21 protein-coding genes and 2 pseudogenes are annotated in these 21,663 nt (G+C 61.0%); 11 read left to right on the top strand and 12 right to left on the bottom strand.

The features are described from left to right. Positions 1 to 13: 13 nt before the first annotated feature. Positions 14 to 634: an SCO family protein gene (locus ACZ9DP_RS06805; RefSeq protein WP_237362026.1), complete on the bottom strand. Its 621-nt coding sequence runs from the start codon at positions 632 to 634 to the stop codon at positions 14 to 16. 247 nt (positions 635 to 881) lie between these two features. Here ACZ9DP_RS06805 and ACZ9DP_RS06800 point away from each other — a divergent pair, with 247 nt between their 5' ends. The 10 genes from ACZ9DP_RS06800 to ACZ9DP_RS06755 all read left to right on the top strand — a co-directional run bounded on the left by ACZ9DP_RS06800 (position 882) and on the right by ACZ9DP_RS06755 (position 10,092). Then, positions 882 to 1,598, top strand: coding sequence for a carboxypeptidase regulatory-like domain-containing protein (locus ACZ9DP_RS06800; RefSeq protein ID WP_074072071.1), 717 nt, complete (start codon positions 882 to 884; stop codon positions 1,596 to 1,598). A 101-nt stretch (positions 1,599 to 1,699) separates the two neighbouring features. Beyond that, a complete protein-coding gene (locus ACZ9DP_RS06795; RefSeq protein WP_074072072.1) occupies positions 1,700 to 2,839 on the top strand; it encodes a metallophosphoesterase family protein in 1,140 nt (379 codons plus the stop codon). 11 nt (positions 2,840 to 2,850) lie between these two features. Continuing rightward, positions 2,851 to 3,318, top strand: a complete 468-nt coding sequence (locus ACZ9DP_RS06790) for a c-type cytochrome (protein ID WP_476200904.1) — start codon at positions 2,851 to 2,853, stop codon at positions 3,316 to 3,318. A 47-nt stretch (positions 3,319 to 3,365) separates the two neighbouring features. Continuing rightward, a complete protein-coding gene (locus ACZ9DP_RS06785) occupies positions 3,366 to 4,817 on the top strand; it encodes a cbb3-type cytochrome c oxidase subunit I (protein ID WP_074072074.1) in 1,452 nt (483 codons plus the stop codon). Further along, positions 4,814 to 6,484, top strand: a complete 1,671-nt coding sequence (locus ACZ9DP_RS06780) for a cbb3-type cytochrome c oxidase subunit II (RefSeq protein ID WP_194731038.1) — start codon at positions 4,814 to 4,816, stop codon at positions 6,482 to 6,484. Before ACZ9DP_RS06785 ends, ACZ9DP_RS06780 begins: the two co-directional genes overlap by 4 nt. A gap of 3 nt (positions 6,485 to 6,487) precedes the next feature. Then, a complete protein-coding gene (locus tag ACZ9DP_RS06775) occupies positions 6,488 to 6,676 on the top strand; it encodes a hypothetical protein (RefSeq protein ID WP_074072076.1) in 189 nt (62 codons plus the stop codon). Continuing rightward, positions 6,636 to 6,851 (top strand): hypothetical protein, encoded by a 216-nt coding sequence (locus ACZ9DP_RS06770; protein WP_074072077.1) that lies wholly within the window; start codon positions 6,636 to 6,638, stop codon positions 6,849 to 6,851. Before ACZ9DP_RS06775 ends, ACZ9DP_RS06770 begins: the two co-directional genes overlap by 41 nt. 179 nt (positions 6,852 to 7,030) lie before the next feature. After that, on the top strand, positions 7,031 to 7,153 hold the full coding sequence (locus tag ACZ9DP_RS06765; protein WP_257788118.1) for a hypothetical protein: 123 nt from the start codon (positions 7,031 to 7,033) through the stop codon (positions 7,151 to 7,153). Between the two features lie 33 nt (positions 7,154 to 7,186). Further along, positions 7,187 to 7,903, top strand: coding sequence for a sulfite exporter TauE/SafE family protein (locus ACZ9DP_RS06760; RefSeq protein ID WP_476200900.1), 717 nt, complete (start codon positions 7,187 to 7,189; stop codon positions 7,901 to 7,903). A gap of 56 nt (positions 7,904 to 7,959) precedes the next feature. Continuing rightward, positions 7,960 to 10,092: a heavy metal translocating P-type ATPase gene (locus tag ACZ9DP_RS06755; RefSeq protein ID WP_476200899.1), complete on the top strand. Its 2,133-nt coding sequence runs from the start codon at positions 7,960 to 7,962 to the stop codon at positions 10,090 to 10,092. Here the strand turns inward: ACZ9DP_RS06755 and ACZ9DP_RS06750 are convergent. The 10 genes and pseudogenes from ACZ9DP_RS06750 to ACZ9DP_RS06705 all read right to left on the bottom strand — a co-directional run bounded on the left by ACZ9DP_RS06750 (position 10,044) and on the right by ACZ9DP_RS06705 (position 19,340). Then, positions 10,044 to 11,309 carry an FCSD flavin-binding domain-containing protein gene (locus ACZ9DP_RS06750; protein WP_476200898.1) on the bottom strand — a complete coding sequence of 422 codons (1,266 nt, stop codon included), beginning with the start codon at positions 11,307 to 11,309 and terminating at the stop codon, positions 10,044 to 10,046. The two genes, ACZ9DP_RS06755 and ACZ9DP_RS06750, sit on opposite strands and share 49 nt — an antisense overlap. Beyond that, positions 11,306 to 11,677 (bottom strand): c-type cytochrome, encoded by a 372-nt coding sequence (locus ACZ9DP_RS06745; protein WP_194731034.1) that lies wholly within the window; start codon positions 11,675 to 11,677, stop codon positions 11,306 to 11,308. The genes ACZ9DP_RS06750 and ACZ9DP_RS06745 overlap by 4 nt, the downstream gene beginning before the upstream one ends. Before the next feature lies 1 nt (position 11,678). Continuing rightward, positions 11,679 to 11,981 carry a thiosulfate oxidation carrier complex protein SoxZ gene (soxZ, locus tag ACZ9DP_RS06740; RefSeq protein WP_074072079.1) on the bottom strand — a complete coding sequence of 101 codons (303 nt, stop codon included), beginning with the start codon at positions 11,979 to 11,981 and terminating at the stop codon, positions 11,679 to 11,681. Positions 11,982 to 12,027: 46 nt separating this feature from the next. Then, entirely contained in the window at positions 12,028 to 12,477 is a 450-nt protein-coding gene (locus tag ACZ9DP_RS06735) for a thiosulfate oxidation carrier protein SoxY (protein WP_194731033.1), read from the bottom strand. Between the two features lie 247 nt (positions 12,478 to 12,724). Then, positions 12,725 to 13,014: pseudogene (locus ACZ9DP_RS06730) on the bottom strand (cytochrome c-type biogenesis protein); the annotation flags it as partial. A gap of 14 nt (positions 13,015 to 13,028) precedes the next feature. Next, entirely contained in the window at positions 13,029 to 15,011 is a 1,983-nt protein-coding gene (locus ACZ9DP_RS06725) for a heme lyase CcmF/NrfE family subunit (protein ID WP_476200895.1), read from the bottom strand. After that, a pseudogene (locus ACZ9DP_RS06720) lies at positions 15,008 to 15,139 on the bottom strand (cytochrome c maturation protein CcmE); the annotation flags it as partial. The pseudogene ACZ9DP_RS06720 and the gene ACZ9DP_RS06725, both read right to left, overlap by 4 nt. Before the next feature lie 8 nt (positions 15,140 to 15,147). Continuing rightward, positions 15,148 to 15,930 carry an ATP-binding cassette domain-containing protein gene (locus ACZ9DP_RS06715; RefSeq protein WP_476200893.1) on the bottom strand — a complete coding sequence of 261 codons (783 nt, stop codon included), beginning with the start codon at positions 15,928 to 15,930 and terminating at the stop codon, positions 15,148 to 15,150. Beyond that, complete coding sequence (locus tag ACZ9DP_RS06710; protein WP_476200892.1) at positions 15,923 to 18,178, bottom strand: ABC transporter permease; 2,256 nt, start codon at positions 18,176 to 18,178, stop codon at positions 15,923 to 15,925. Before ACZ9DP_RS06710 ends, ACZ9DP_RS06715 begins: the two co-directional genes overlap by 8 nt. A 79-nt stretch (positions 18,179 to 18,257) precedes the next feature. After that, positions 18,258 to 19,340 carry a substrate-binding domain-containing protein gene (locus ACZ9DP_RS06705; RefSeq protein WP_476200890.1) on the bottom strand — a complete coding sequence of 361 codons (1,083 nt, stop codon included), beginning with the start codon at positions 19,338 to 19,340 and terminating at the stop codon, positions 18,258 to 18,260. A 359-nt stretch (positions 19,341 to 19,699) separates the two neighbouring features. On the opposite strand from ACZ9DP_RS06705, the gene ACZ9DP_RS06700 reads away from it, so the two are divergent. Further along, positions 19,700 to 20,341, top strand: a complete 642-nt coding sequence (locus ACZ9DP_RS06700; RefSeq protein ID WP_476200889.1) for an alpha/beta hydrolase family protein — start codon at positions 19,700 to 19,702, stop codon at positions 20,339 to 20,341. A 300-nt stretch (positions 20,342 to 20,641) separates the two neighbouring features. On the opposite strand, the gene ACZ9DP_RS06695 is transcribed toward ACZ9DP_RS06700, so the two are convergent. After that, positions 20,642 to 21,625 (bottom strand): AraC family transcriptional regulator, encoded by a 984-nt coding sequence (locus tag ACZ9DP_RS06695; protein WP_476200887.1) that lies wholly within the window; start codon positions 21,623 to 21,625, stop codon positions 20,642 to 20,644. Positions 21,626 to 21,663: the final 38 nt, after the last annotated feature.

The raw sequence follows: 21,663 nt of genomic DNA, 5'->3' as shown, positions 1-21,663 counted from the left end.
CGCCGGCGTCCGCTCAACCTCGATTGCGAGCCTCCGTCATCAGATGGCGCAAGGTGGCCGCGATGTCGTCCGCCGGCGTGTCAGCCGACATGCCCCGTGCAAACTTTCCCTCCGGCGACATTATGTAGATGTACGTGCCGTGATCGATGAGATAGTCGTCCCGGCCTGTTCCGGTGCGGTGCCGCTCGCTGTAGACGCCGTATGCCTGCGATACCGCTGCGATCTGCTCCGGCGTTCCCGAGAGCCCGACGATCCGCTTGTCGATTGCTTCGGTATATTCGCCCATTGCCTTTGGAGTGTCGCGCTCCGGATCGACCGTAATGAAGATCGGCTGCACCTCTTGCGCATCCGCCCCGAGCTGCTCGAGCGCGACCGCGATTTGGCTCAGCGTCGTCGGGCAGGCATCGGGGCAGAAGGTGTAACCGAAGAAAACCAGCAGCCACTTGCCGCGGAAAGTCGCATCCGTCACAGCTTCCCCGTCGGACGCGGTGAGGGTGAAGGGGCCTCCCACCGTCGTTTCAGAGACCGCGCGAGCGGGCCAGGCGGTCACCACCGCCGTCGCCGCCAGCATGGTTGCAGCGAGGGCTAGCCACTGCCGCGCCGAAGCGCGATGGTCCTTCCATGGGCGATCCATCTTTTGCCTCCGGGGCCGCAACTGTACATTACCGCACAGTTGAGGTCGGTAGCGATAGGACAGAACGTTCGCAGAACAGGTAAATCGGCTCGCGGTTACCATCCACACGCCACGCGCCGAGGGAATCTGCTTTTTCTGCCGCGTAAATCTGGCCGGTATTCCACTACCAGTTCAGATCGATTTCCCTTGATATTAGAATCATTCTGATCAAGAATGCAACATCTCCGTTAAGGAAGAGGAGGGTGCTGTGAGGAGGCATCATTTCTTCTCTGGATTTCTTACGGTGGCAACGGCGGCGATTGGCGTTCCTGGTCAATCCTATGAAATTACCGCCGTTGCGGGAGGAGGCTCCATCGAGGGTGTTGTTGTTTACAACGGCACCGTCCCGACGAAGAAGATCATCCCCACCAAAGACGTCCAGGTCTGTGGAACTCCACGCGACGAACCGCTGGTCCGGCTTGGCGCCGGCAAGGCCGTTGAAAGTGCGGTCGTATATCTGGTCGACGTGGCATCTGGCAAAGAATGGCCAACGGCAGGGAAGACGCCCGAACTCGACAATGAAAAATGCCGTTTCGAACCGGAAGTGCAGGTTATCCCGGCGGGCCCGCTGAATGTCGTGAATTCCGATCCCGTGCTGCATAATACGCATGGCTACTATGGCAAGCGCACGGCGTTCAACCTTGCCTTGCCCAACCAAGGCCAGACCATTCCCACCGAATTGCCCCGGCCCGGAACGGTACGTATTGACTGCGACGCGCATGGCTGGATGGAAGGCTGGATTTATGTTGCCAACAATCCCTACTACTCAGTCACGGGGAGCGATGGCAAGTTCTCGATCACCGACGTCCCGCCGGGTGACTACAAGCTCGTGGCCGTGCAGCCCTTCACCGGGCCCATGGAAATGTCTGTCAGCGTTGAGGGTGGCAAAGCCACGAAGCTCGATATCGAACTTAAGAAACAGTAGTACGAAGTAAAAGAGCAAAAAGAAAAGTCCTGATGTGGCCGAGCGCGTCACGTCTGCCTCTGTGACGGCCGAGCCTTTTTTGGCCAGGTAGGAGAAACCCCATGTCTGACGAGCTTGATCGTTTGCGCCGGGAAATGCATGCGGTACTGCAGCCCGCTGGGGTGCGTCCAGATGACACGCTCCAGATAACGCGCCGCACTTTCGTTCACAAATCGCTGTTGTTCGGTGCCGCCACGGTCGCGCAGACCTTCGCGTGGTGGCCGTTGCTCAACACGATCGACATCGCGCACGCAGCCGAAGAGCCGTTTATGTTCGCCTGGATTTCGGACACACACCTGTATCCGCGATCCCTGAACACGCGCTTCGTCGACAAAACCATACGCGCGGCCCAAGAGGTCAAGGCGATGAATCCGCCCGCCGACTTCCTGGTCTTCGGCGGCGATCTGGCGCAGCTCGGCAAGATCGAGGAGCTCGAGCTTGGCGTCGAGTTGCTGAAGGACGTCACAATACCCAAGCACTATATACCTGGCGAGCACGACTGGTATCTGGACATGGGCAAGAAGTGGGGCGAACTGTTCGGCCAGTCCAATTGGACCTTCGACCATAAGGGCGTCCGCTTCATCGGTCTCGATACAGTGAGCCGGGGACCGGACTACTGGAGCGCCAAGAACATGACGCCCGAGGAGCGCATGGGCCACATGGCGACCCTCGACGGCACAGTCGCCGGTCCCTGGGCCGGTGTCGGCCGCGACCAGCTCGACTGGATGGAGAAGACACTCTCCGACTGGGACAAGGCAAGACCCGTGGTGATCTTCAGTCACAATCCGCTCTACGAATACTATCCACCCTGGAATTTCTGGGTCCGCGACTGGCGCGAAGTCCATCAGGTATTGATGCCCTTCAGCAAGGTCACGAACATCCACGGCCATACGCATCAGGTGCTCTATAACGAGATCGGCACGATGCGGTCTATCGGCATGCTTGCGACCTCGTGGCCGTGGCCCTATGCGCCCGAAGGCGTACCAAAGCTGACGAAGCCGATGATCCGCGTCGATCCCGGCGATCCTTATGACGGGGTCGGCTGGGGCAAGATCGACGTCGCCGCAAACGACGATGTAAACGCGGAATACGTGATGTGGGGCCGCAAGGAGGTCTTCGTCCAGTCTCCCGAGGACCACGACAAGAACGTGTCGGAAGTCATCCGTCCGCGGATCGCCGATAACATGTGGCCATATCGATAGGAGGAATAGCTATGACAAGCAAAGCAACCCTCCCCGGCACACTGCGGATTTCCTCGATAGGAGGCGCAATCGGCATTGCCCTTCTCGTCGGACCGGCCGGCGCGCACAAGGATCCGATAACCCCGCAACAGTTGAAGGCCTTTCAGGACGTTTTCCTGGAACAGGTCAGGAAGGGAGATCTGCTTTTTCATGGCGATCAAGCGACGGCTGACGCCATGGGCGTCGGCGACAGCCTTTCGAATACGGGAATGGCTTGCGCCATGTGCCACCCCATGGCGTCGGACACCCATCCGCAGTCCTTCCCGAAATTCCAGGCGCAAATTAACCAGTTCGCGACCCTGCGGGATATGATCAACTGGTGCATCGAAAAGCCGAACCAGGGCGTGAAGATCGATCCTGAGTCCGAGGCGATGAAGTCGCTGGAAGCCTACATTACTTGGTCCAATACGGGTTCGGTGCTCCAGCCTGGCAAGTTTTAGGCTTCAGCCGCTGCCGGCGGTACCGGCACGCAAAGAGGAGACGTGTCTTGGCAGAAACCGCGACAGTGTTGCGGGGCCGCTTCGCCAATGTAGACCTCGATGAATTGGTCGACCGTCCGGTCGTGCGCGTCTGGCTCTACTGGGGCATGTTCTGGCTGATGGTGACGCCGTCCGTCGGGGTGGCGATTTCGGGACTGTTCAACTATCCGGACTATCTCGGCACCGAAAATCTGGCGCTCACTTTCGGGCGCCTCCGGCCGGTGCACATCAACGGCGTCATCTTCGGCGCCTTTTCGGCGCTCTTCATCGGGGAATGCTACTATCTCGTGCCGCGTCTCTGCGGCGTGCGGGTGCCTTGGCCGCGGCTGAGCGTCTCAATGGCCTGGCTGTGGAACATCGTTATGGCCGCTGCCCTCGTGGCACTGGCCCTCGGCGAAAATCACGGGCTCGAAGCGGGCGAGCTTCCGCTATTCGCCGAGATTCCGATCTTCGCCGTGATCGCGACGATCACGGCGCAATTCCTGATCACCATCGCCCGGCGCCTCGAGCCGCCTCTCTACGTCGCGCTGTGGTATCTGATCGGGGCGTTCGTCTGGACGACGATGAACCTCGTGCTGGGCAGCTTCATCCTTCCCTACACCATCAGCGGAATCAACAGCGCCGCCTTCCACGGCCTCTACATCCACTACATCGTAGGCCTGTGGCTGACGCCGGCGGGCTATGTACTGATCTACTACTTTCTGCCGGTCAGCGCGCGCAATCCGCTCTTTTCCCACAAGCTTTCGCTGGTCGGCTTCTGGTCGCTCGCGCTCTTCTATCCCTTTGTCGGCATTCATCACTATCTCTTCAGCCCGATCGCCGACTGGGCCGAGACAATCGCAATCGTCACATCGATGCTGCTGATCATCCCGGTCTGGACGGTGCTGGTGAACTTCTTTGGAACCATGATGGGCAAATGGCATGAACTCGGCACGAACCTTCCGGCCAAATTCCTGATCATGGGCTCGATCATGTATCTCTTCGGATGCTTCCAGGGATCCACAGAAGCCTTGCGAGCCCTGCAGCAGCCGACGCATTTCACCGACTTCGTCATCTCGCACTCGCATCTGACCGTGTTCGGAACCTTTGTCGTCTGGGCAATGGGCGGGCTGGTGTACGCCTGGCCGCGTTTGTGGGGTCGCGAACTCTGGTCGTTTCGGATGGGCAACTGGTCTTTCTGGCTGATCACCGCCGGAATCTCGACCATGGGTATTGGTCTAACCGCCGGCGGACTTCAGCAGGGGTTTCAGTGGATGAACGGCGTTGAATGGCTGGACTCGATCGTCCACATGAAACCCTATTGGCTGCTGCGCACGCTGGCAGGCATCACCATGGATATCGGCATGTCGCTGCTCGTCCTCAACATGATGATGACCGTGATTAGAGAGCCCGTAAAGTTAAGAGAACGTGAGCCGATACCCGGCTCGAGCACCATACCGGTCGGTGGGCCCGCCCAATGAGCGCACGGTTCGTCGCACTGGTGGCTGGTATCGGCTTCTTCTTCCTTGCGGTGTTCACGCAGGGAATCCTTCCATTCTTCGAACCGTCAGCCCGCACGACGAAGGTCACAGCCGCTGTCCGTACCAGCTTCGGCCAGGTCAAATGGATGGTGGCCGATGCGACCGACTACACACCGCTGCAGAGCCGAGGCCGCGCCGTCTATTTGCGGGAAGGCTGCTGGTATTGCCATTCGCAGTTCGTGCGCCCGGTGACCGGCGAGACTCGCCGCTGGGGCCCAGTTTCGGAATCGGGCGAATTCGCCTATGACGTGCCACACCTGTTCGGAACGCGCCGCATCGGCCCGGATCTCACACGCGTCGGCCTGAAATACGGCGACGAATGGCACCTCGCCCATTTCTGGGATCCGCGCATGCTGGTTCCAGATTCGGTTATGGCACCCTATCGCGGTCTTTTCGATGAGCCGGAGGGACCCCTTAGGATTGTCGACGATGGTGCCGGCGGTCGCACACTGGAAAGGACGCCTGTTACCGAGCGTTTCTTCCGCTTTGACAGCCAGGATCTGATATCGCTAACGCCGAACGCCAACGGGCTGCTGTTCGTGCCGATCGAGGCGCGACAGAAGAAGCCAGTCATTCTTATCCCTAACGAGGAATTTACGGGCCAGACCGTAACGATCGCGGCTGAGACCGAGGATCTCCACGCGCTCGTTGCCTATATGCAGAAGCTCGGCATGAACCGCGGGAAATGGCGCGACCTTTTCGAACCGCAGCAATTGCAGGTCGTCGACGTTTCCTTGCCACGGTCGCAGGAATGGATATTGCACGGCAAGAACGTCTATGAGCGCCGCTGCATTGGCTGCCACGGTGTGACGGGCGATGGCAATGGTCCGGCGGCAACTTTCATGTACAAGCAACGGCCGCGCGATTTCACGGCTGCCGTCTTCAAGTTCAGGCTGACGCAAGGGCCGCTGCCGACGGATGGAGACCTGCTGCGCACGATCACGCGCGGCGTGCGCGGCACCGCAATGCCTGCATGGCACGAACTGCCCATCAACGATCGCCTCGCCGTTATCCAATACATCAAGTTTGAGCTGGCGGTCGATCGCTCCGATCCCTCCGCGCCTTATGAATTCTTCACGGAAGAGCCCCCCGGCGGGCCGCTGCTGATCGGCGAGCTCCCGCAGCCTTCCGAGCAGCTTCTGGCGCATGGCAGGCAGATATGGCAGTCGGCCAAATGCTGGGAATGCCATGGACAGGAGGGGAAAGGCGACGGCGAGAAGGCCGCCGGACTGAAGGATGATCTCGGCTTCACCAGCGTGCCTGCGGACCTCACCAGCGGCCAGTTCAAATCCGGCCCGGCCGTCCAGGACATATTCCGGACAATGACCACGGGACTGAGCGGCACGCCAATGCCATCCTACCGCAATGCGTTCCCGGACGAGGATCGATGGGCGCTCGCCTACTACGTTCTGTCGCTTTCCGCCTACAAGGATCCCCTGACCCTCGAACCGCTGAACATAGCCGAGGCCGACCGGGAGGCGCTCGACGACCTCAACCGTCAGGCGTCCTCTCCGGACAAGGCTTACGTACCGGGCGCCGGTGCGGCAACCAGCCGGCTCGACAAGGGCGCAGGCGATGCTCCGGCGAAAATTGCTCAGGGAGAATGACGCATGGCGGATTTCGGAATTGCTGGTCCCTATGTCGGCGCAATGTTGATGAGCCTCGGGGCTCTCTGCCTCTTCATATGGGGGGTGCTTTCGGGAGCTTTGAGCAACGCAGACAGGGTCTCGCAGGAATTCTTCGAGAGGGAGATGGAAAATGACAGAAGGACAGACCACGAAACCGACCGGAAGCCGTGATGCGGACGTTTCCGAGAGTAGAGAGCATGAGATGGAGGAATATGCGGGCGGCCACATCGAAGCGCACCATGGATACATCCCCGTGTGGCTTCTGGCTGTCTATTTCGTACTTTTCGTATGGGGGCTTTACTACAGCTACAACTACTGGGGCGGACTTGGGCCTGGCCGGTTTTAGCGCATTGAAGCACGGCCTCTCGCGGAGCCCCGGATGGATTCAACGGCTGTGAGAAAGAAGGAGACCAATGATGTTGGCGCCGAGGATCATTATAGCCGTCGTGATACTGAACCTTCTCTTCCTGGTCAGCGGATTGGCGTTCAACGTCATCGCTGCTTTCTGAACTGTAGGAGGATGGGATGCTTGCTGAGACCATGTTTTCCTTCGCTGATGCGGGCTTCAACCAGACGCTTGCCTTCATCGGCGGCGCCGTCTTTCATATCGCCTTCTTCGCCTGGGTCGCTTACCTCGCTTGGAGATAGGACCGGCCTTTGATCAGGCAGGAGGAAGTTGCGATGACCCCGTATCTGGTACTTTTTGCAGCGGGCTTTGCCGGTAGCTTTCATTGCATCGGCATGTGTGGCGGTTTTGCCTGTGCACTCGGACGTGATCGGCATGGGCTGGGAGGGACAGTGCTACGGCATCTTCTCTACAATGGCGGGCGGCTGACCACCTATTGCTTCCTCGGCGCTCTTGCGGGCGCATTGGGCGCGGTGGTCTGTTCGAGCGGCGGCGGCCCACCGGCCGTTCCGCTCTTCGGAGGCTACGTCGATCCTGCGCAGCGTATCCTCGCAATCGTTGCCGGCATCCTCATGATCAGCATGGCGTTGCAGTTCTTCGGGTTTTTGCAGGGGCTGCGTCGCGCAACAATCGGTCTGGGCGGCAGCGCGCTGGTCGTCTCGCTGCGGCAATTGCTCGCGGCACCTTGGAAAGCCGCTCCCCTCGCGTTCGGCGTCCTCAACGGCTTTCTCCCCTGTCCGCTCGTCTATGCCTTCGTTGCCCAGGCCACCAGCACCGCCGGAGCGCTTCCCGGCTTTCTCACCATGGCGGCCTTTGGTCTAGGAACTTTTCCGGCAATGCTGATGATGGGGGGCATCGGCCGGTCGCTCGCCCCGATGTGGCGGCAGCGCAGCGTCTGGCTAGCAGGCAGCTTCATCCTTGTGCTCGGGCTCGTGACCCTCGGCCGTGGCGTCCTGCCGCTAGGCCTATTCCATGGAACTCACTTCATATGAGCACACCGGACGATGCATTCTGCAGTCACTGCTTGCTGCCGGTGGGACGGCGGGCCATGCAGCGCACTCTTGACGGCGAGGTCCACACCTTCTGCTGCTATGGCTGCTGCATTGCCTTTCAGGTGACGCGCGGCAGAAGCGAGGAATCGGAAGCGGCCTGGCTGCTCGTCCGCCTCGGAGTGGGCGCGTTCCTTTCCATGAATATCATGCTCTTCAGCCTCCTGCTCTATGATGACACGTTCGCCGGGGCGGACGCCTACATGCTTCCATGGATTCACCTGCTGCTCTGGATTTTCGCCACCCCGGCGGTCGTAATCCTCGGCGGTCCTTTCTTCCGCGAGACGGTGCATGACGCCCTGGATGGACGCCTGACATCATCGGCCCTGATCGTCACCGGCGTCGGGGCGGCCTACCTTTATTCTGCCTTCGCAGTGCTCGCGGGCAGTACTCATGTCTATTTCGACACCGCTTCAATGGTGCTGACGCTGTTCACTCTTGGCCGCTATCTCGAGGCGACAAGCCGTGCCAAGGCGGCCCGTGATCTCGAACCGCTCCTTGCGGCAGAAAACGAGATCGCGACAGTCGTCGCCGGTGGAGCCGAGACGCGTCGGCCGGTGCGCGAGATCCTCGCCGGCATGCTGGTACGAGTGCGACCGGGTGAGCGCATCCCCGTCGATGGCGTAATCGTCGAGGGAGAATCTGTCGCCGACGAGGCGATGATCACCGGCGAAAGCCATCCAGTTCCGAAAGCGGCCGGCATGTGTGTCATCGCCGGCAGCATCAATATCGACGGCGCCTTGCTCATCCGATGCAGCGGCGCGGTCAGTGATACGCAGTGGGTACGCATCTGTCGCTCGGTTCGCGATGCCCTATCCCACCGGGGCCTGACCCAGCGCATCGCCGACCGGATCATTGCGCTTGCTGTGCCGCTCGTGCTCGTACTCGGCGCACTGACGATTGCCTATTGGGCGCAATCGCAGCCTTTCGACCGAGCGTTGCTCATCGGGCTCGCAGTTCTCGTCGTTGCCTGTCCGTGTGCGGTTGGGCTTGCCGCTCCGCTTGCGACCACCCTCGGCATCGGACGACTGGCGCGCTACGGCTGCGTTGTTCGTGACCCCGGCATCCTGGAGGTGCTCGCAGAGCTCCGATCCGTGGCTTTCGACAAGACCGGCACGCTGACGAGCGGCAGGCTGCGTGTGGTCGAAATCTTAACCGACAACGTCAGGTCTGAAGAAGTACTGGCGCGCGCGAGCGGGCTGGAGCGGCATTCTGAGCATGCCATGGCAAAGCCCATCACCGCCGCCGCCGCTGCTCTCGGCGTTCCGCCAGATCAGACCCTGGCTACTCGCGCCGTTCCTGGCCGCGGCATCCGCGGCACCGTCGGCGGCATGCCGGTAGCTGCCGGCAACGCAGCACTTATGCGCGATTTGGGATGGGCGCTCTCGCCCGAGTTGCGAGAGCGTGCCCGGATTTCCGAGGCGACGGGCCACTCGCTTGTCCATGTCGGTTGGAACGGCCGCGTGCAGGGCGTACTCTCGCTCGACGACACGCCGCGCCCGGAAGCGCGCACAACGATCGAGGAACTGAGGAGCCGCGGCTTGCAGGTTGTTCTCCTGACCGGTGATCTGGCAGAACCGGCCCGACGCATCGGTGCGACAGTCGGCATCGCCGACATCGAGGCCGGTCTGTCGCCGGAGGCCAAGCGGGACGCCCTGAACCGCCTCCGCCACAACTGCGGAAGAGTGGCCATGGTTGGCGACGGCCTCAATGACGCTCTGGTCCTGGCGGACGCCGACGTCGGTATCGCAGTCGGCTCCGCCACCGACCTCGCCCGCGAAACATCGGCGCTTGTTCTGCCCGAGGCCGGGCTGTGGATGCTGCCATGGGTCGTCGATATGGCGCGCGCGGTCCGCCGGACCATCCTTACCAATCTCCTTTGGGCCTTCGGCTACAACCTTGTCGCGCTGACGGCCGCCTCGCTCGGGCTGCTGCAGCCGATCCTCGCCGCCGCAGTCATGGCCGGTTCGAGCATTCTCGTTGTAATGAATTCGTTGAGGCTGCAACGGGTGCCGGATCCCGATCCGTCTTGCCTCTCCCTTCGGGGAATTCCCGTGGACGGTCAGGAATCTCAACCCCTTGATCAGCCGAACACGTCCGCCGTGAAGGCCGAATACCAGCCGACGGCCTGATGCGCCATCCGGCGTCGGACCTCCGCACTCTCGCCAACCTTGCTGATAAACATCTTGACGGTCTTTATGCTTCCGCCCTCGGGAGCGAAGGTAATGGCATTGGTGAAGGCATCGTCTGGCGCGAGGAACGTGTAGCACGAATTGAACAGGTGCGGAGAAAAGCGTGGCGAGCCTGTAAGCGAAGCGGCGATGGCGAAGGCGCATGCCTTGGCCTGACTATTGGCGGAGAAGGCGGATTTTGGCATGTCGCCGCCAATGATCGCGTCGCCTACCAGATGGATGGCGGGCTGCAGCGTCGACTCGAACGTCACTGGATCGACCGGACACCAGCCGGTGCTGTCGGTAAGGCCCGCCCTTTCAGCGATAAGCCCCGCCTTCTGCGGCGGAATGACGTTGGCGACGGCCGCCTTGAAGGTTTGGCTTTCCGTTATGACGGAACACGTCGCCACATGCACGCCTTTGGTTTTCCCTATGAACTGCGCCGGCAGCCATTCGATCATACCCGGATAGTGGCGTGACCAGGCGTCCTGGAACAGTTCCTGGCCCGAAAACTGGTCCTTCGCGTCGAGAATGAGTATCTTCGACTTCGGTTTGAACTGCTTGAAATAGTAGGCCACCAGCGAGGCCCGCTCATAGGGGGCCGGCGGGCAGCGGAAGGGATTTTGGGGCGCAGCGATAGCGAACACGCCGCCATCCTCCATGCTTTCGAGTTGCCGGCGCAGAACATCGCTCTGAGGTCCGGCATTCCAGGCATGCGGCATCACCTCGGCCGCTGCGTCGTCATAGCCGTCGATCTCGCCGAATTTGAAGGCGATCCCCGGGGCGAGCACGAGGCGGTCATAGGCGAGCCTTGACCCGCCCTGGAGGCTGACGACCCTCGCGGTGGCGTCGATCGCAGTCGCCGCGTTCCGGATGACAGTGATACCGTGGCGCTCGGCCAGCGCCTCGAAGCCGAAGGTCAGCGAGGCGAGCGAGCGAAGACCGGCGAGGTAAAGATTGCTGAAGAAGCAGGTGACATGGTTCGGCTTCGGCTCGATCAGGGTGACATCGAGCGTCTTCAGGTCGGCGAGGTATCGGGCGGCCGTCGCGCCGCCAATGCCGCCGCCGATCACGACGACCCTTGGCCGGCTCTGGCCGCGCGCAATATGCGGCGCAGCCGCGGCCATGAGTATCCCTCCCCCGAGGCAGCAGATCCGGCGCCGCGTCCAGTCTGTCATTGTTGCCCCCCGTCCTTTGCTTTTCCGGCAAGATAGCGCGCCACGGCCGCCAGTTCTCCATCGGTAAGCGACAGGGCGACCGCGTGCATCACAAGGCGTGGACTTGAGTTTGCGCGAAAGGCAAGCATGGCTTTTATTATGGTCTGCTCGTCAAGCGCCGTGATCGAGGGAATGGACTGCCCTCGCTTGTCCGGATGATGGCAGGATGCGCAGGTGGCGGCGATCTGAGCGCCTTCACTGACCTCAGCCGCAGCCTGGCCGGCAGGCACAAGGGGCGCGACTACAAGGAGCGACCTCAGAATATGACGGGTTTCGAAAGCGATGGCCTTCGCAAGGGGCGGTGCCGCGGTCGACGGTCCTTTCACCATCTCAGGTAACCACTATATCGTGGTTCAGAGAATAGACGGCGCCGCCGTCTTCCTTCCAGATGAACTCCATGCGTCCGCTTTCCGTCGCGAGCAGCGAGAATTCAAAAAAGGGATTGGCCGAAACCGCCTCGTGCAGGTCGACGCTGAACACCACAACGCCACCATAGCGACAGATGAATTTATTGATGATCTTGCGCGGGATCACCTCGCCCTCGCCGTCTGTCCGCAGCCCCGTTTCCATCTTGTGCTGAACGATGGTCTTGACCGGAATGACTTCGCCTTTGGCGGCGGTGCCGGGAACCATAACACGGGGTATCGGCGTCATTGCGCTTGCCCTCCTTCCATTTCTGTCAACGGCAACCATTCGTGGCGACGCTGACCCAGCTCTTGGCCATGAGCAACCTGCCGTCGCTCATTTCGGCGAGCGCCACGACGTGCTGCGGCCCCGCAAGGCGAATCCGGGTCGAAACGCGGGCAAGGCAGCGCCGGGGTGAGAAATGGAACTGGGCTACCTCGACGAACGGGTTCTCTGGCGCGAAGACGCGGATCGACTTTACGTGGTCGGTTTCCGTCATCGGACTCTCCACCTGGATATCCATAGGCACCGTATAGCCGGTCGAAAATACGGTGGGCATTAGTAGACGAAGCTGGGTCGATTCGGTCGCGGCTCGTCCCGTCATCCGCTCGACGAAATCGAGAGCATCATCACCTGCGCGCGCGCGCTTCGGCCACAGCGTAAGCGCCCAAGCGACGATTCCGATTGCGCCTGTTATCGACAACCGACGGCGCGTCAAGCTCATTGTCCGGTCTCCGCCACCGCTGGATTAGCGTTCGTCCAAAGCAGATGCAGTGTGTACCCAGCCTCTTGCGGCAACGCTTCGCTCCCGCCGCGAGGGGCTAATGAGGAGCCTCGGTCTCTTCGAGGTTCCGAAACCGTCACCTCCGCATGTTTCCTGGAAGAGTACACCTTGTCCTGTGGCGCGTAAATGTTTCATCGTGCTTGCTTTCGGTTGAACGAACGGGAACTCGGCATTGTCGCAAACCTGCTTAAACTCTGTCAGAATGTCCGATCGGACCCCGTTCCAAGCAATTCGTCAGCCGTGCCCGTTCTTCCACCGTCAACTGGCTTCCGGTCGGCTTGCCGGCCCGTCGCCGGCGAAAACCAGCCGCGAGATGGCCCCGGCGACGATAAGCAAAATGGAGGCGCCCCAAAGCAGAACCGTTCGAACGCTCAACCGGGGCTTCAGAAGCACGAAATGGCCGTAGCGCGAAACGATGTAGTTCAAGACCTCTTCGTCCGGGTCGCCATCGGTCAGGCGCTCTCGCACCAGAAGCCGCTAGGCCGATCATTCTACCGGCCCATCCCTGCGGGAACCGCTCTTGCCTTGCGGCGCGGGGCGCCGACGCGCAGCCGCCGGTCGGAGAGCGACACGAAGCCACCGACCGCCATCAGCAGCGTCCCGCCCCAGATCAACAGGATGAACGGCTTCCACCAGATGCGCACGACGATGCCGCCGTCCCTGGTCGGATCGCCGAGCGACACGTAGAGCTGGCTTGCCCCGAAGGTCAGGATGCCGGCTTCCGTCGTCGGCATCTGGCGGGCGGCATAGACGCGCTTTGCCGACCAGGTCTCGGCGACCTCGGCGCCGCCGCGCCGCACGGTAAAATGCCCGCGCTCCTCGCTATAGTTCGGCCCTTTCGCCGGCCTGAGACCGTCGAAGGAAAGCGTGTAGCCACCAGCCTCGGTGGTCTCGCCCGGCTTCATCTCTAGCACATGCTCGGTCGAAAAGGCCGACACCGCAACGATGCCTATGACGCTAACGCCAAGTCCGGCATGCGCAAGTGCGGTGCCGAAGGCCGAGCGCGGCAGGCCGGAAAGCCGCCGCCATGCGACCTCCGCCGCCATCTTGCCGAAGCCTGTGCGATACCAGAGGTCGGCAATGGCACCGAAGACGAGGAACAGCCCGGCCGCCAGCCCGAGAACCGCCAACACCGGTCCGCCATGCTCGATGTAGAAGACGGCGATCGCCGCGGCGAAGGCAACCCCTGCCACGACATAGAGCCGCTGCAGCACGCCCAGAAGGTCGCCGCGCTTCCAGGCAAGCAGCGGCCCGAACGGCACGGCGACGAGCAACGGTGCCATCAAGAGCCCGAAGGTCATGTTGAAGAACGGCGCGCCAACGGAGATCTTGTCGCCGGTGAGCGTCTCCAGAAGCAGCGGATAGAGCGTCCCGGTCAAGACGGTGCCGCAGGCAACCGTGAGGATCAGGTTGTTCAGCACCAAGGCGCCTTCGCGCGAGACCGGCGCAAACAGGCCGCCCGCACTCAAACGCGGTGCGCGAAACGCAAACAGCGACAGCGCCCCGCCGATGAAGAGCATGAGAATGCAGAGAATGAAGACGCCGCGGCTCGGGTCGCTGGCAAAGGCATGCACCGAGGTCAAGACGCCGGAGCGCACCAGGAAGGTGCCGAGCAGCGACAGCGAGAAGGTGAGGATTGCAAGCAGCACGGTCCAGATCTTCAGCGCCTCGCGCTTTTCCATCACCAGCGCCGAATGCAGCAGTGCGGTTCCGGCAAGCCACGGCATGAAGGAGGCGTTTTCGACCGGATCCCAGAACCACCAGCCGCCCCAGCCGAGTTCGTAGTAGGCCCAGTAGGAGCCCATGGCGATGCCGAGCGTCAGGAAGGTCCAGGCGGCAAGCGTCCAGGGCCTGACCCAGCGCGCCCAGGCGGCATCGATCCGGCCTTCCATCAAGGCGGCGACGGCAAAGGAGAAGCACACCGAAAAGCCGACATAACCGAGATAAAGCAGCGGCGGATGGATGGCGAGCCCGATATCCTGCAGCACCGGATTGAGGTCGCGGCCCTCGGCCGGTGCCGGATCGAGGCGGACGAACGGGTTGGAGGTCAACAGGATGAAGAGGATGAAGGCGGCGGAGATCCAGGCCTGAACCGAAAGCACATTGGCCTTCAGCCTGTCCGGTAGATTGCGGCCGAAGAGCGCCACCAGGGCGCTGAACAGCGCAAGGATCAGCAGCCACAGCATCATCGAGCCTTCGTGATTGCCCCAGACGCCGGAATATCTGTAGATCAGCGGCACCAGCGAATGCGAGTTCTCCCAGACGTTCCTGACGGTAAAGTCGGAGACCACATGGGCATAGGTCAAAACGCCGAAGGAGAAGGTCACTAGCGCAAAGAGCACGACGGAGCCAAGCGGCGCGACATCCATCATCGCCTGGTCAAGCCTGCGCGCGCCGATTGCCGGCACCAGCGAGACAACGATCGCTGCCGCCAGCGCCAGGACAAGTGCGTAGTGACCGATCTCGATGATCATTGCGTACCCTCGCCTTCCTGCCACAGGCCCTGCGCCTTCAGCCGGTCGGCAACGTCCTTCGGCATGTATTTCTCGTCGTGCTTGGCAAGCACCGTGTCGGCGAGAAACTCCCGGCTGCCGGCCGCAAACTTGTCTCTCAGGTTCGCCTTGCTTCATCGGCTGTCAGCGCGTGCTCTCGCGTGCCAGACACGATAATCTCGAGAACTTCATGCTCGTCGGTATTCTTAATGTAGCGGTCGCCCACATACTCGCCGCGCTTCAGCACCATGACGCGGTCGCCCACGGCGAAAATGTCGACGAGGCGATGCGAAATGATGATCTGTGCAACCCCCTGCTTCTTTAGCTCGAGCATGGTTTCGAGCAGGCGCTCGGTCGCCATCACGGAAAGGTTAGCTGTCGGCTCGTCGAGGACCACGACGCGCGGGCCAAAAGAAATCGCGCGGGCAATCGCCACCGATTGCTGGCGGCCACCCGACAGGCTTTCGACCTTCTGATAGACGGAGTTGACGTCGACCTTGAGCCGTTTCAGCACATTGTCAGCTTCCGCATACATCTTGCGGCGATTGACGAAAGGACCTTTGAGCGGCCAGCGGCCAAGGAAGATGTTCTGACCGACATCCATGTTGCCGCACAGCGCGAAGTCCTGGTAGATCATCTCGATGCCGACATCCCGGCTTTCGTGCGGGCTCTTGAAATGCACCGGTTGTCCGGCAACGAGGATCTCACCGGCATCGCGCTGATAAGCACCGGTCAGGATCTTCATGAGCGTCGACTTGCCAGCCGAGTTGTCGCCGACCAGGCCGAGTATCTCGCCGGGATATAGCACGAGATCCACCTTGCGGAGGGCCTGCACCGCACCGAAGGCTTTTTCGATACTCCGCATTTCCACGATCGGCTCGGATGGTGTTACGTCAACCATGAGCGATTTCCTTCCCCCTGCGCACTCTTGCGAGACGGGCTAGCAGGTGTCCGAAAATATTGGCTTGGCGCACCCATATGTCGATCAACACCGCGACGATCAAGATGAGGCCGATGAAGACGTTGATCCAATGCTGGGGCATGCTGAATCCCTGGACGTTGAGCTGCATGAGTGCCCGCACGAGCGTAATCACGGCCGCGCCTGCGAGGGCGCCGATCATCGTGCCGTAGCCACCGAAGATCGAGCCGCCGCCTATGATGACGGAAGCGATGGCATCAAGCTCGCGGAACTGCCCGGCAACCGGGTTGAAGCTTCGAAAATAGGCGGCGTTGATGATCCCGGCCATGGCCGCACAAAGTGCCGCCAGCATGAGGGCGATGAAACGCACCTGGTCGGTGTTGATGCCGGCATAGGCGGCGGCGCGGATGTTGCCGCCGGTGGCACGGATCTTGTGTCCGAACGGCATGTAAGCGAGTACGACGCCGGCCATCAGGGCGACGAAAAACATCCAGATCGTCTGGACGCTGACGACCTCGGCCACCGTGCGAAGGATGCCGGGCGGCAGCGAGATGCGGAAATGGAGGAGGATGTCATTCACCTTGCGGCCGAGCAGATTGTAGCCCTCCGGCCAGCCGGCCAGTTGCTGTCCGGCGACGAACCAGGCAGCCAGACCGCGGGCGATATAGTACATGCCGAGTGTGGCGATAAACGCCGGCAACTTGAACCCGACCGTCACGACGGCATTGACGAAACCTGCGGCCATTCCTGCAAGAAGGCCCATCGCAATCGCCGTGAATGGATCGGCGCCGAGGACTTTCAAAAAGTAGGCAGCCGTACTCCCGGCAAGGGCAAGGACCGATCCGACGGAGAGGTCGATATCGCCCGCGGCAATGACATAAGTGAGCCCGATCGCGATCAGCGCCAACTCCGTATAGTTGAGCAGGATCGCGAAGCTGTTCGACAGGTTCCACCAGTAATCGGGCCTGAGCGCGACACCCGTTAACCACAGCAAGACAGCCAGGATGATGGCAAGCGAATCACGCCGGCCAAGAAACCTGCCGAAGGTGGTCGTCGACATCGCCGTGTCCGTTGCCATGGCGCCTTTGGTCTGAACGCCCTCGAGCGCGACGCCGCCAATCTCATAGGCGGGCGGCGGCGGCTTGCCGCGGAGCCACGCCCAGAAGCGCGTTGCAACCTGGCGCCGAATGAGATGGGGTTCAATCAGCACCGCGATGACCAGAAGGAGACCGAGGAAGACCGGGACAGCACCGACCGGCAGCGAGAATATCGCGTTGACCGTGATTTCCTCGTCGCCGATCTTGATCGTGCGTGTGATCGGCCAGCCCTCGCGCAGCACCTTGTCGAGAAGGACAACCAGCAGTGCACCGATGCATGACCCGGCCACGCGGCCACGGCCGCCGAGGATTGAAGCGCCGCCGATGATTACTGCGGCGATGACCGTCAGCTCGCCGCTCACACCGTAAAGCGGCGTCACGCCCTTATCCTGCGCGGCGGACATCAGGCCGGCGAGCGTCGCGCCAAGCGAGGAGATCAGGTAGGCCCGGATACGCACCCAGTTCGTCGGTATGCCGGCATAAGCCGCTGCCTGCTCATTCCCGCCTGTGGCGAAAGTCTCGTAGCCCCACCGCGTCTTGCCCAACACAAGGGCGCCGATCACCGCGACGACGGCGAAGATCGCAATCTGGTTGTTGAAACCGAAAACATTTGTTTCACCGAGGTGGAAGAACAACGGATAGTCTTTCGCCTTGCCGGGATAATAGATCGCTTGGCCGTGCGTGAGTGCAAGGACGAAGCCGCGGCCTATAAACAGAACCGTCAGTGTGGCAATGAACGCGGGCACTTTCAGGACCGTGACAAGCAGGCCGTTCGCGAGCCCGATCACAACACCTAACGTCATACAGAGGATTATCGCTGTCAGGACGTTGAGGTCGAGAACGTTGGATGCGAACAGCCGGGCAAAGACGACCGCGACCAGGCCATAGGTTGAGCCGACCGAGAGATCGAGATCCTTGTTGACAATGACGAAGGTCATTCCGACTGCGATGATGGCCACCCGAGAGGTGTCGCGAAGAAGGGCATGGAACGCCTCCGCCGATCCGAAGAACGCGGGATTGACGATAGCGCCGCCGAGATAGAGGAGCACGAGCAGGCCCATAAGCCCCGCCTCCCAGCCGCCAATCAGTTGGGATGGTGCGCGCTCGTGCCGGGTCGTCGCGTGAGGCTCCATAAGCGTGTTCTATCCGGCTTTCGCATGCTGCGGGCAGAGCTCCCCTCTCCCGCAGCGATTGTGAGCGTTGCCTGCGACGTCAATTCTCGAAGCGCTTGCCAACATTTCCGACAGTCTCCTTGGTCACGAGCTGGGCGCGCGTGTCGAGATTGGCGGCCGCGATACCGCGATCGATCTGCAGATAGAGTTGCATGACCGGCCAGAAGCCTTGCAGGAATGGCTGCTGACCAAGCGCGCCGGTCAGGTCGCCGCTGTTCAACGCATCCTGCTGCGCGGGACCGAGGTCGAATCCATAAGCGCAGATCTTGCCGGTCATGCCGGTCTGGGCGACCGCCTTGGCAAGGGCCGGCGTGAATACGTTGTTCCCGGCAAAGGCGCCAACCACGTCGCCGCGCGATTCAAACAGCGTGACGATACCGTTCACCGGATCATTCGGGTTGGTGTCGATGCCGGTGTTCTCCGGTCCTGCATCGACCTTAAAGTTCTCCAGCTTGCCTGCATCCTTGAGTCCTTTGACGATCGCGTTGAAAGCCGATGTCACGCGATTGTTCACCTCGATGTTGCCCATCGCAGTCGACGAGGGCAGCACGACCGACCCCTTCTCAATGCCTTTATCCGCCAAGCACTTGACGAGTGCCTCGCCGGCAATTGCGGCAGCAGACGCGTCCTGGCCGGTATGGCTGAGCTTACTGCGGTTGAGAATGGTCCCGTCGAAGGAATTTGTGGTGGCAACCGGGATACCCTTCGTTTCGGCGGCTTTGACGATGTCGTTGTAGGCGCCAGCCTGCGGCGTTGTCATAATCAGCCCGTCGATCGTCGGGTCCTGCACGATCTGGTTCAGGATTTCAATCTCGCGGGCGGGGTCATCGGTCGGTGATTCAGAGCCGAGCAGCAGGACCTTGGCGCCGATCAGATTGCCGGCAACCGTCGCGCCGACATAGACCGGGTCGAAGAATCCATTGCCAGCCGTGTGAGTTACAATTGCAAAGGTCAGATGGCCGTCTGCCGAATGGAAATCCTTCGTGCCGGCAGCCTCCTTTGCGGCTTCATCGAAATTGTAGCCGCCAACCGCTTTCTCGACGCTGCCCGATTGCGCGAAGGCATACGAGACGCCAAGCGACACCGCCGCGGCCGATACCGCGAGCAACAAAATCTGCCTCATGATTGGTCCTCCCTTACCAGGATCGGAAGCCATTCGAGCGCACTTATCGAGTTGTTCGAATGCTCCCTCTCTCCATATTTGCTAATATTCTAATATGCAGCGCAAATCCCGCGGAAGTAAATGGCGAACACATCGTATTGGCGAATTTATTCAATGGCGAAGCGAGTCCGTTCACCGGAGAGAACGGGTGTGGTCGGGCCGGTTGCGAACAGTGCCAAGGGCCTGGGGTATCTTAAGCGACGTCGTCAGGATCTCCGGCTCATCGAGCAGATCCGGCGATTGGAAGAGGCAACCCATCGGTAAGCCTAATTTGCCATCAGTGTGCTGACAAAGGCTGGACGACCCCTTATGAATTGCGCATGCAAAACGGCATTCTGATAAACGGCCCCGACGACGCCGAGTTTACGATCCTGCTTGCTCATGGCGCCGGCGGGGCGATGGATTCGCCGTCGATGACGGCTGCGGCCGAAGCTCTGGCAGCCATTGGCTTTCGCGTCGCCAGGTTCGAATTTGCCTATATGGCGGCAAGGCGAACCTCCGAAGGCCGCAAGCCGCCGCCGCGCGCTGACAAGCTCATTGCCGAATATGGTGCCGCAATCGAGCGGCTCGGCGTGCGCAGTCCTTTGATCATCGGCGGAAAATCGATGGGCGGCCGCGTTGCCAGCATGATTGCCGACGACCTTTTCGCCAAAGGCAAGATCGCCGGTCTCATCTGCCTCGGCTATCCGTTCCACCCGCCGGGCAAGCCCGCAGAGCTCCGCACAAAGCATCTCGAAACGCTGAAGACGCCGGCGCTGATTGTCCAGGGAACGCGAGACGTGTTCGGCACTCGGCAGGAAGTCCAAAGCTACAAGATGTCCAACAAAATTAAACTCGTTTGGCTTGAAGACGGCGACCATGATCTGAGGCCGAGAAAGAAGATATCGGGCTTCTCACTGGCAGATCATCTGGCAAGCATGGCAGCGGCCGTCAAAACCTGGGCATCTCCGTTGGCACCATAGCCGCGATGTGCTTGAGCCGCGGCAGCTTACCGTCGCGGGCCTCAGGCGATATACGTATAGCGAATCCCCTATACGGAAGCCGCAGGAAAGTGGACATTGAATTGTCGACCATGGGCACGAAGCATTGATGTTCAGCATTCGGCCGGGCAGCTTTTGGAGGTGAATGCGGCGGTCCTGACGGCCGCCCGCTTGAGCATCGGCCGCCCATCGACCACCCCTATCTCGATGGGCGGTCCCCCCCGCAGAACACCCGGTCAGATTTTTTCGATGGCGGTAAAGTGACCTGAGCCGTCGTTCGCTTTAGCTTCTTGTAAACCGGCGCGTCTCCGTCGGCATTTCGCCGAAGGTTTCCCGGTATAGGATGGAGAAGCGCCCGACATGCGTAAATCCCCATTGCCGGGCGATATCCGAGATGGAGACCCCATCCTGACGTCCGAGAAGGAGGTCTTTTCGGGCACCCTCCAAACGAAGTTGGCGGAGATAGTTCAAGGGTGTCGTATTCTTGAACTGCTTGAATGCTGCCTGAAGGGCACGGACGCTGACCCCCGCATCGCGCGCGATCTCATCGACGCTTACCGCCATTGCAATGTTGGCCATCATATAGTCGATCGCGCGTTTCATCTGCCGCGGCATTGCGGGCGAGACGGGGCGTTCCAGCAAAGCCGAATAGCGATGCGGCACGTTTTCGAGGAGCGCGACCATGATCGTGCGGAAGAAGAACTCCGTGGAACGTGCTGAGATGGTGCCCGCCGGTTCGCTGATCAGACTATCCCAGAGCAACTGGGCCATCGCGGCGAGTTTGGCACCCGCACCCGAACGTGCATCGTACTCGGCAAAGAGTTCGATATCATGAATGACCGGCGAACCGAGAAGTTCGCTCAACTGGCGGGTAACGGACTGGCGGCTGAAAGCGATACCGATATGGCTGCGTTCGCTATGCAGCCTCAGAAGATTGGCCTTAGAGAGGTCAGCGGCCAGAAGCGTACCAGGCGCGGACGTCAACTGCTGCCCGCCTCCGCCCATTTCCATCGCACCCGTTATCGGCACATAAAGCGCGTAGGCGTCCGGCGGCTCCGAGAAATTGACCTCTATGCCGGATTGGCAAAGCCCCGACCAGATGTCGAATTCTCCAACGGAGAAATGGGTGTCTTCCACCGATATCGTGCTACTTCGGTCGATCGGGCTGACCCGAACCGGCTTCAACGTATTGGCATAGTGTTCGCGCAATTCGTCAACATCGGCGTCGAAGATGCAAAAACGGGAAGCGTGCAGGTTGCCCGTCATGGCCTAAACTGCTCCGGAACAACGCAAGCCGTCGCGCC

The organism is Rhizobium sp. USDA 4016, assembly GCF_056279705.1.
The sequence above is the reverse complement of the archived record's forward strand: the minus strand, read 5'-3'. Positions and strand labels throughout refer to the sequence as shown.

Bases quoted from the DNA above. Each gene is read 5' to 3' on its own strand.
- ACZ9DP_RS06715 (WP_476200893.1), bottom strand. From the start codon at position 15,930: ATGGTTGACGTAACACCATCCGAGCCGATCGTGGAAATGCGGAGTATC.
- ACZ9DP_RS06775 (WP_074072076.1), top strand. From the start codon at position 6,488: ATGGCGGATTTCGGAATTGCTGGTCCCTATGTCGGCGCAATGTTGATG.
- ACZ9DP_RS06805 (WP_237362026.1), bottom strand. From the start codon at position 634: ATGGATCGCCCATGGAAGGACCATCGCGCTTCGGCGCGGCAGTGGCTA.
- ACZ9DP_RS06710 (WP_476200892.1), bottom strand. From the start codon at position 18,178: ATGGAGCCTCACGCGACGACCCGGCACGAGCGCGCACCATCCCAACTG.
- ACZ9DP_RS06755 (WP_476200899.1), top strand. From the start codon at position 7,960: ATGCAGCGCACTCTTGACGGCGAGGTCCACACCTTCTGCTGCTATGGC.
- ACZ9DP_RS06695 (WP_476200887.1), bottom strand. From the start codon at position 21,625: ATGACGGGCAACCTGCACGCTTCCCGTTTTTGCATCTTCGACGCCGAT.
- ACZ9DP_RS06725 (WP_476200895.1), bottom strand. From the start codon at position 15,011: ATGATCATCGAGATCGGTCACTACGCACTTGTCCTGGCGCTGGCGGCA.
- ACZ9DP_RS06770 (WP_074072077.1), top strand. From the start codon at position 6,636: ATGACAGAAGGACAGACCACGAAACCGACCGGAAGCCGTGATGCGGAC.
- ACZ9DP_RS06700 (WP_476200889.1), top strand. From the start codon at position 19,700: ATGCAAAACGGCATTCTGATAAACGGCCCCGACGACGCCGAGTTTACG.
- ACZ9DP_RS06745 (WP_194731034.1), bottom strand. From the start codon at position 11,677: ATGGTGAAAGGACCGTCGACCGCGGCACCGCCCCTTGCGAAGGCCATC.
- ACZ9DP_RS06780 (WP_194731038.1), top strand. From the start codon at position 4,814: ATGAGCGCACGGTTCGTCGCACTGGTGGCTGGTATCGGCTTCTTCTTC.
- ACZ9DP_RS06765 (WP_257788118.1), top strand. From the start codon at position 7,031: ATGCTTGCTGAGACCATGTTTTCCTTCGCTGATGCGGGCTTCAACCAG.
- ACZ9DP_RS06760 (WP_476200900.1), top strand. From the start codon at position 7,187: ATGACCCCGTATCTGGTACTTTTTGCAGCGGGCTTTGCCGGTAGCTTT.
- ACZ9DP_RS06750 (WP_476200898.1), bottom strand. From the start codon at position 11,309: ATGACAGACTGGACGCGGCGCCGGATCTGCTGCCTCGGGGGAGGGATA.
- soxZ (WP_074072079.1), bottom strand. From the start codon at position 11,981: ATGGTTCCCGGCACCGCCGCCAAAGGCGAAGTCATTCCGGTCAAGACC.
- ACZ9DP_RS06705 (WP_476200890.1), bottom strand. From the start codon at position 19,340: ATGAGGCAGATTTTGTTGCTCGCGGTATCGGCCGCGGCGGTGTCGCTT.
- ACZ9DP_RS06735 (WP_194731033.1), bottom strand. From the start codon at position 12,477: ATGAGCTTGACGCGCCGTCGGTTGTCGATAACAGGCGCAATCGGAATC.
- ACZ9DP_RS06795 (WP_074072072.1), top strand. From the start codon at position 1,700: ATGTCTGACGAGCTTGATCGTTTGCGCCGGGAAATGCATGCGGTACTG.
- ACZ9DP_RS06790 (WP_476200904.1), top strand. From the start codon at position 2,851: ATGACAAGCAAAGCAACCCTCCCCGGCACACTGCGGATTTCCTCGATA.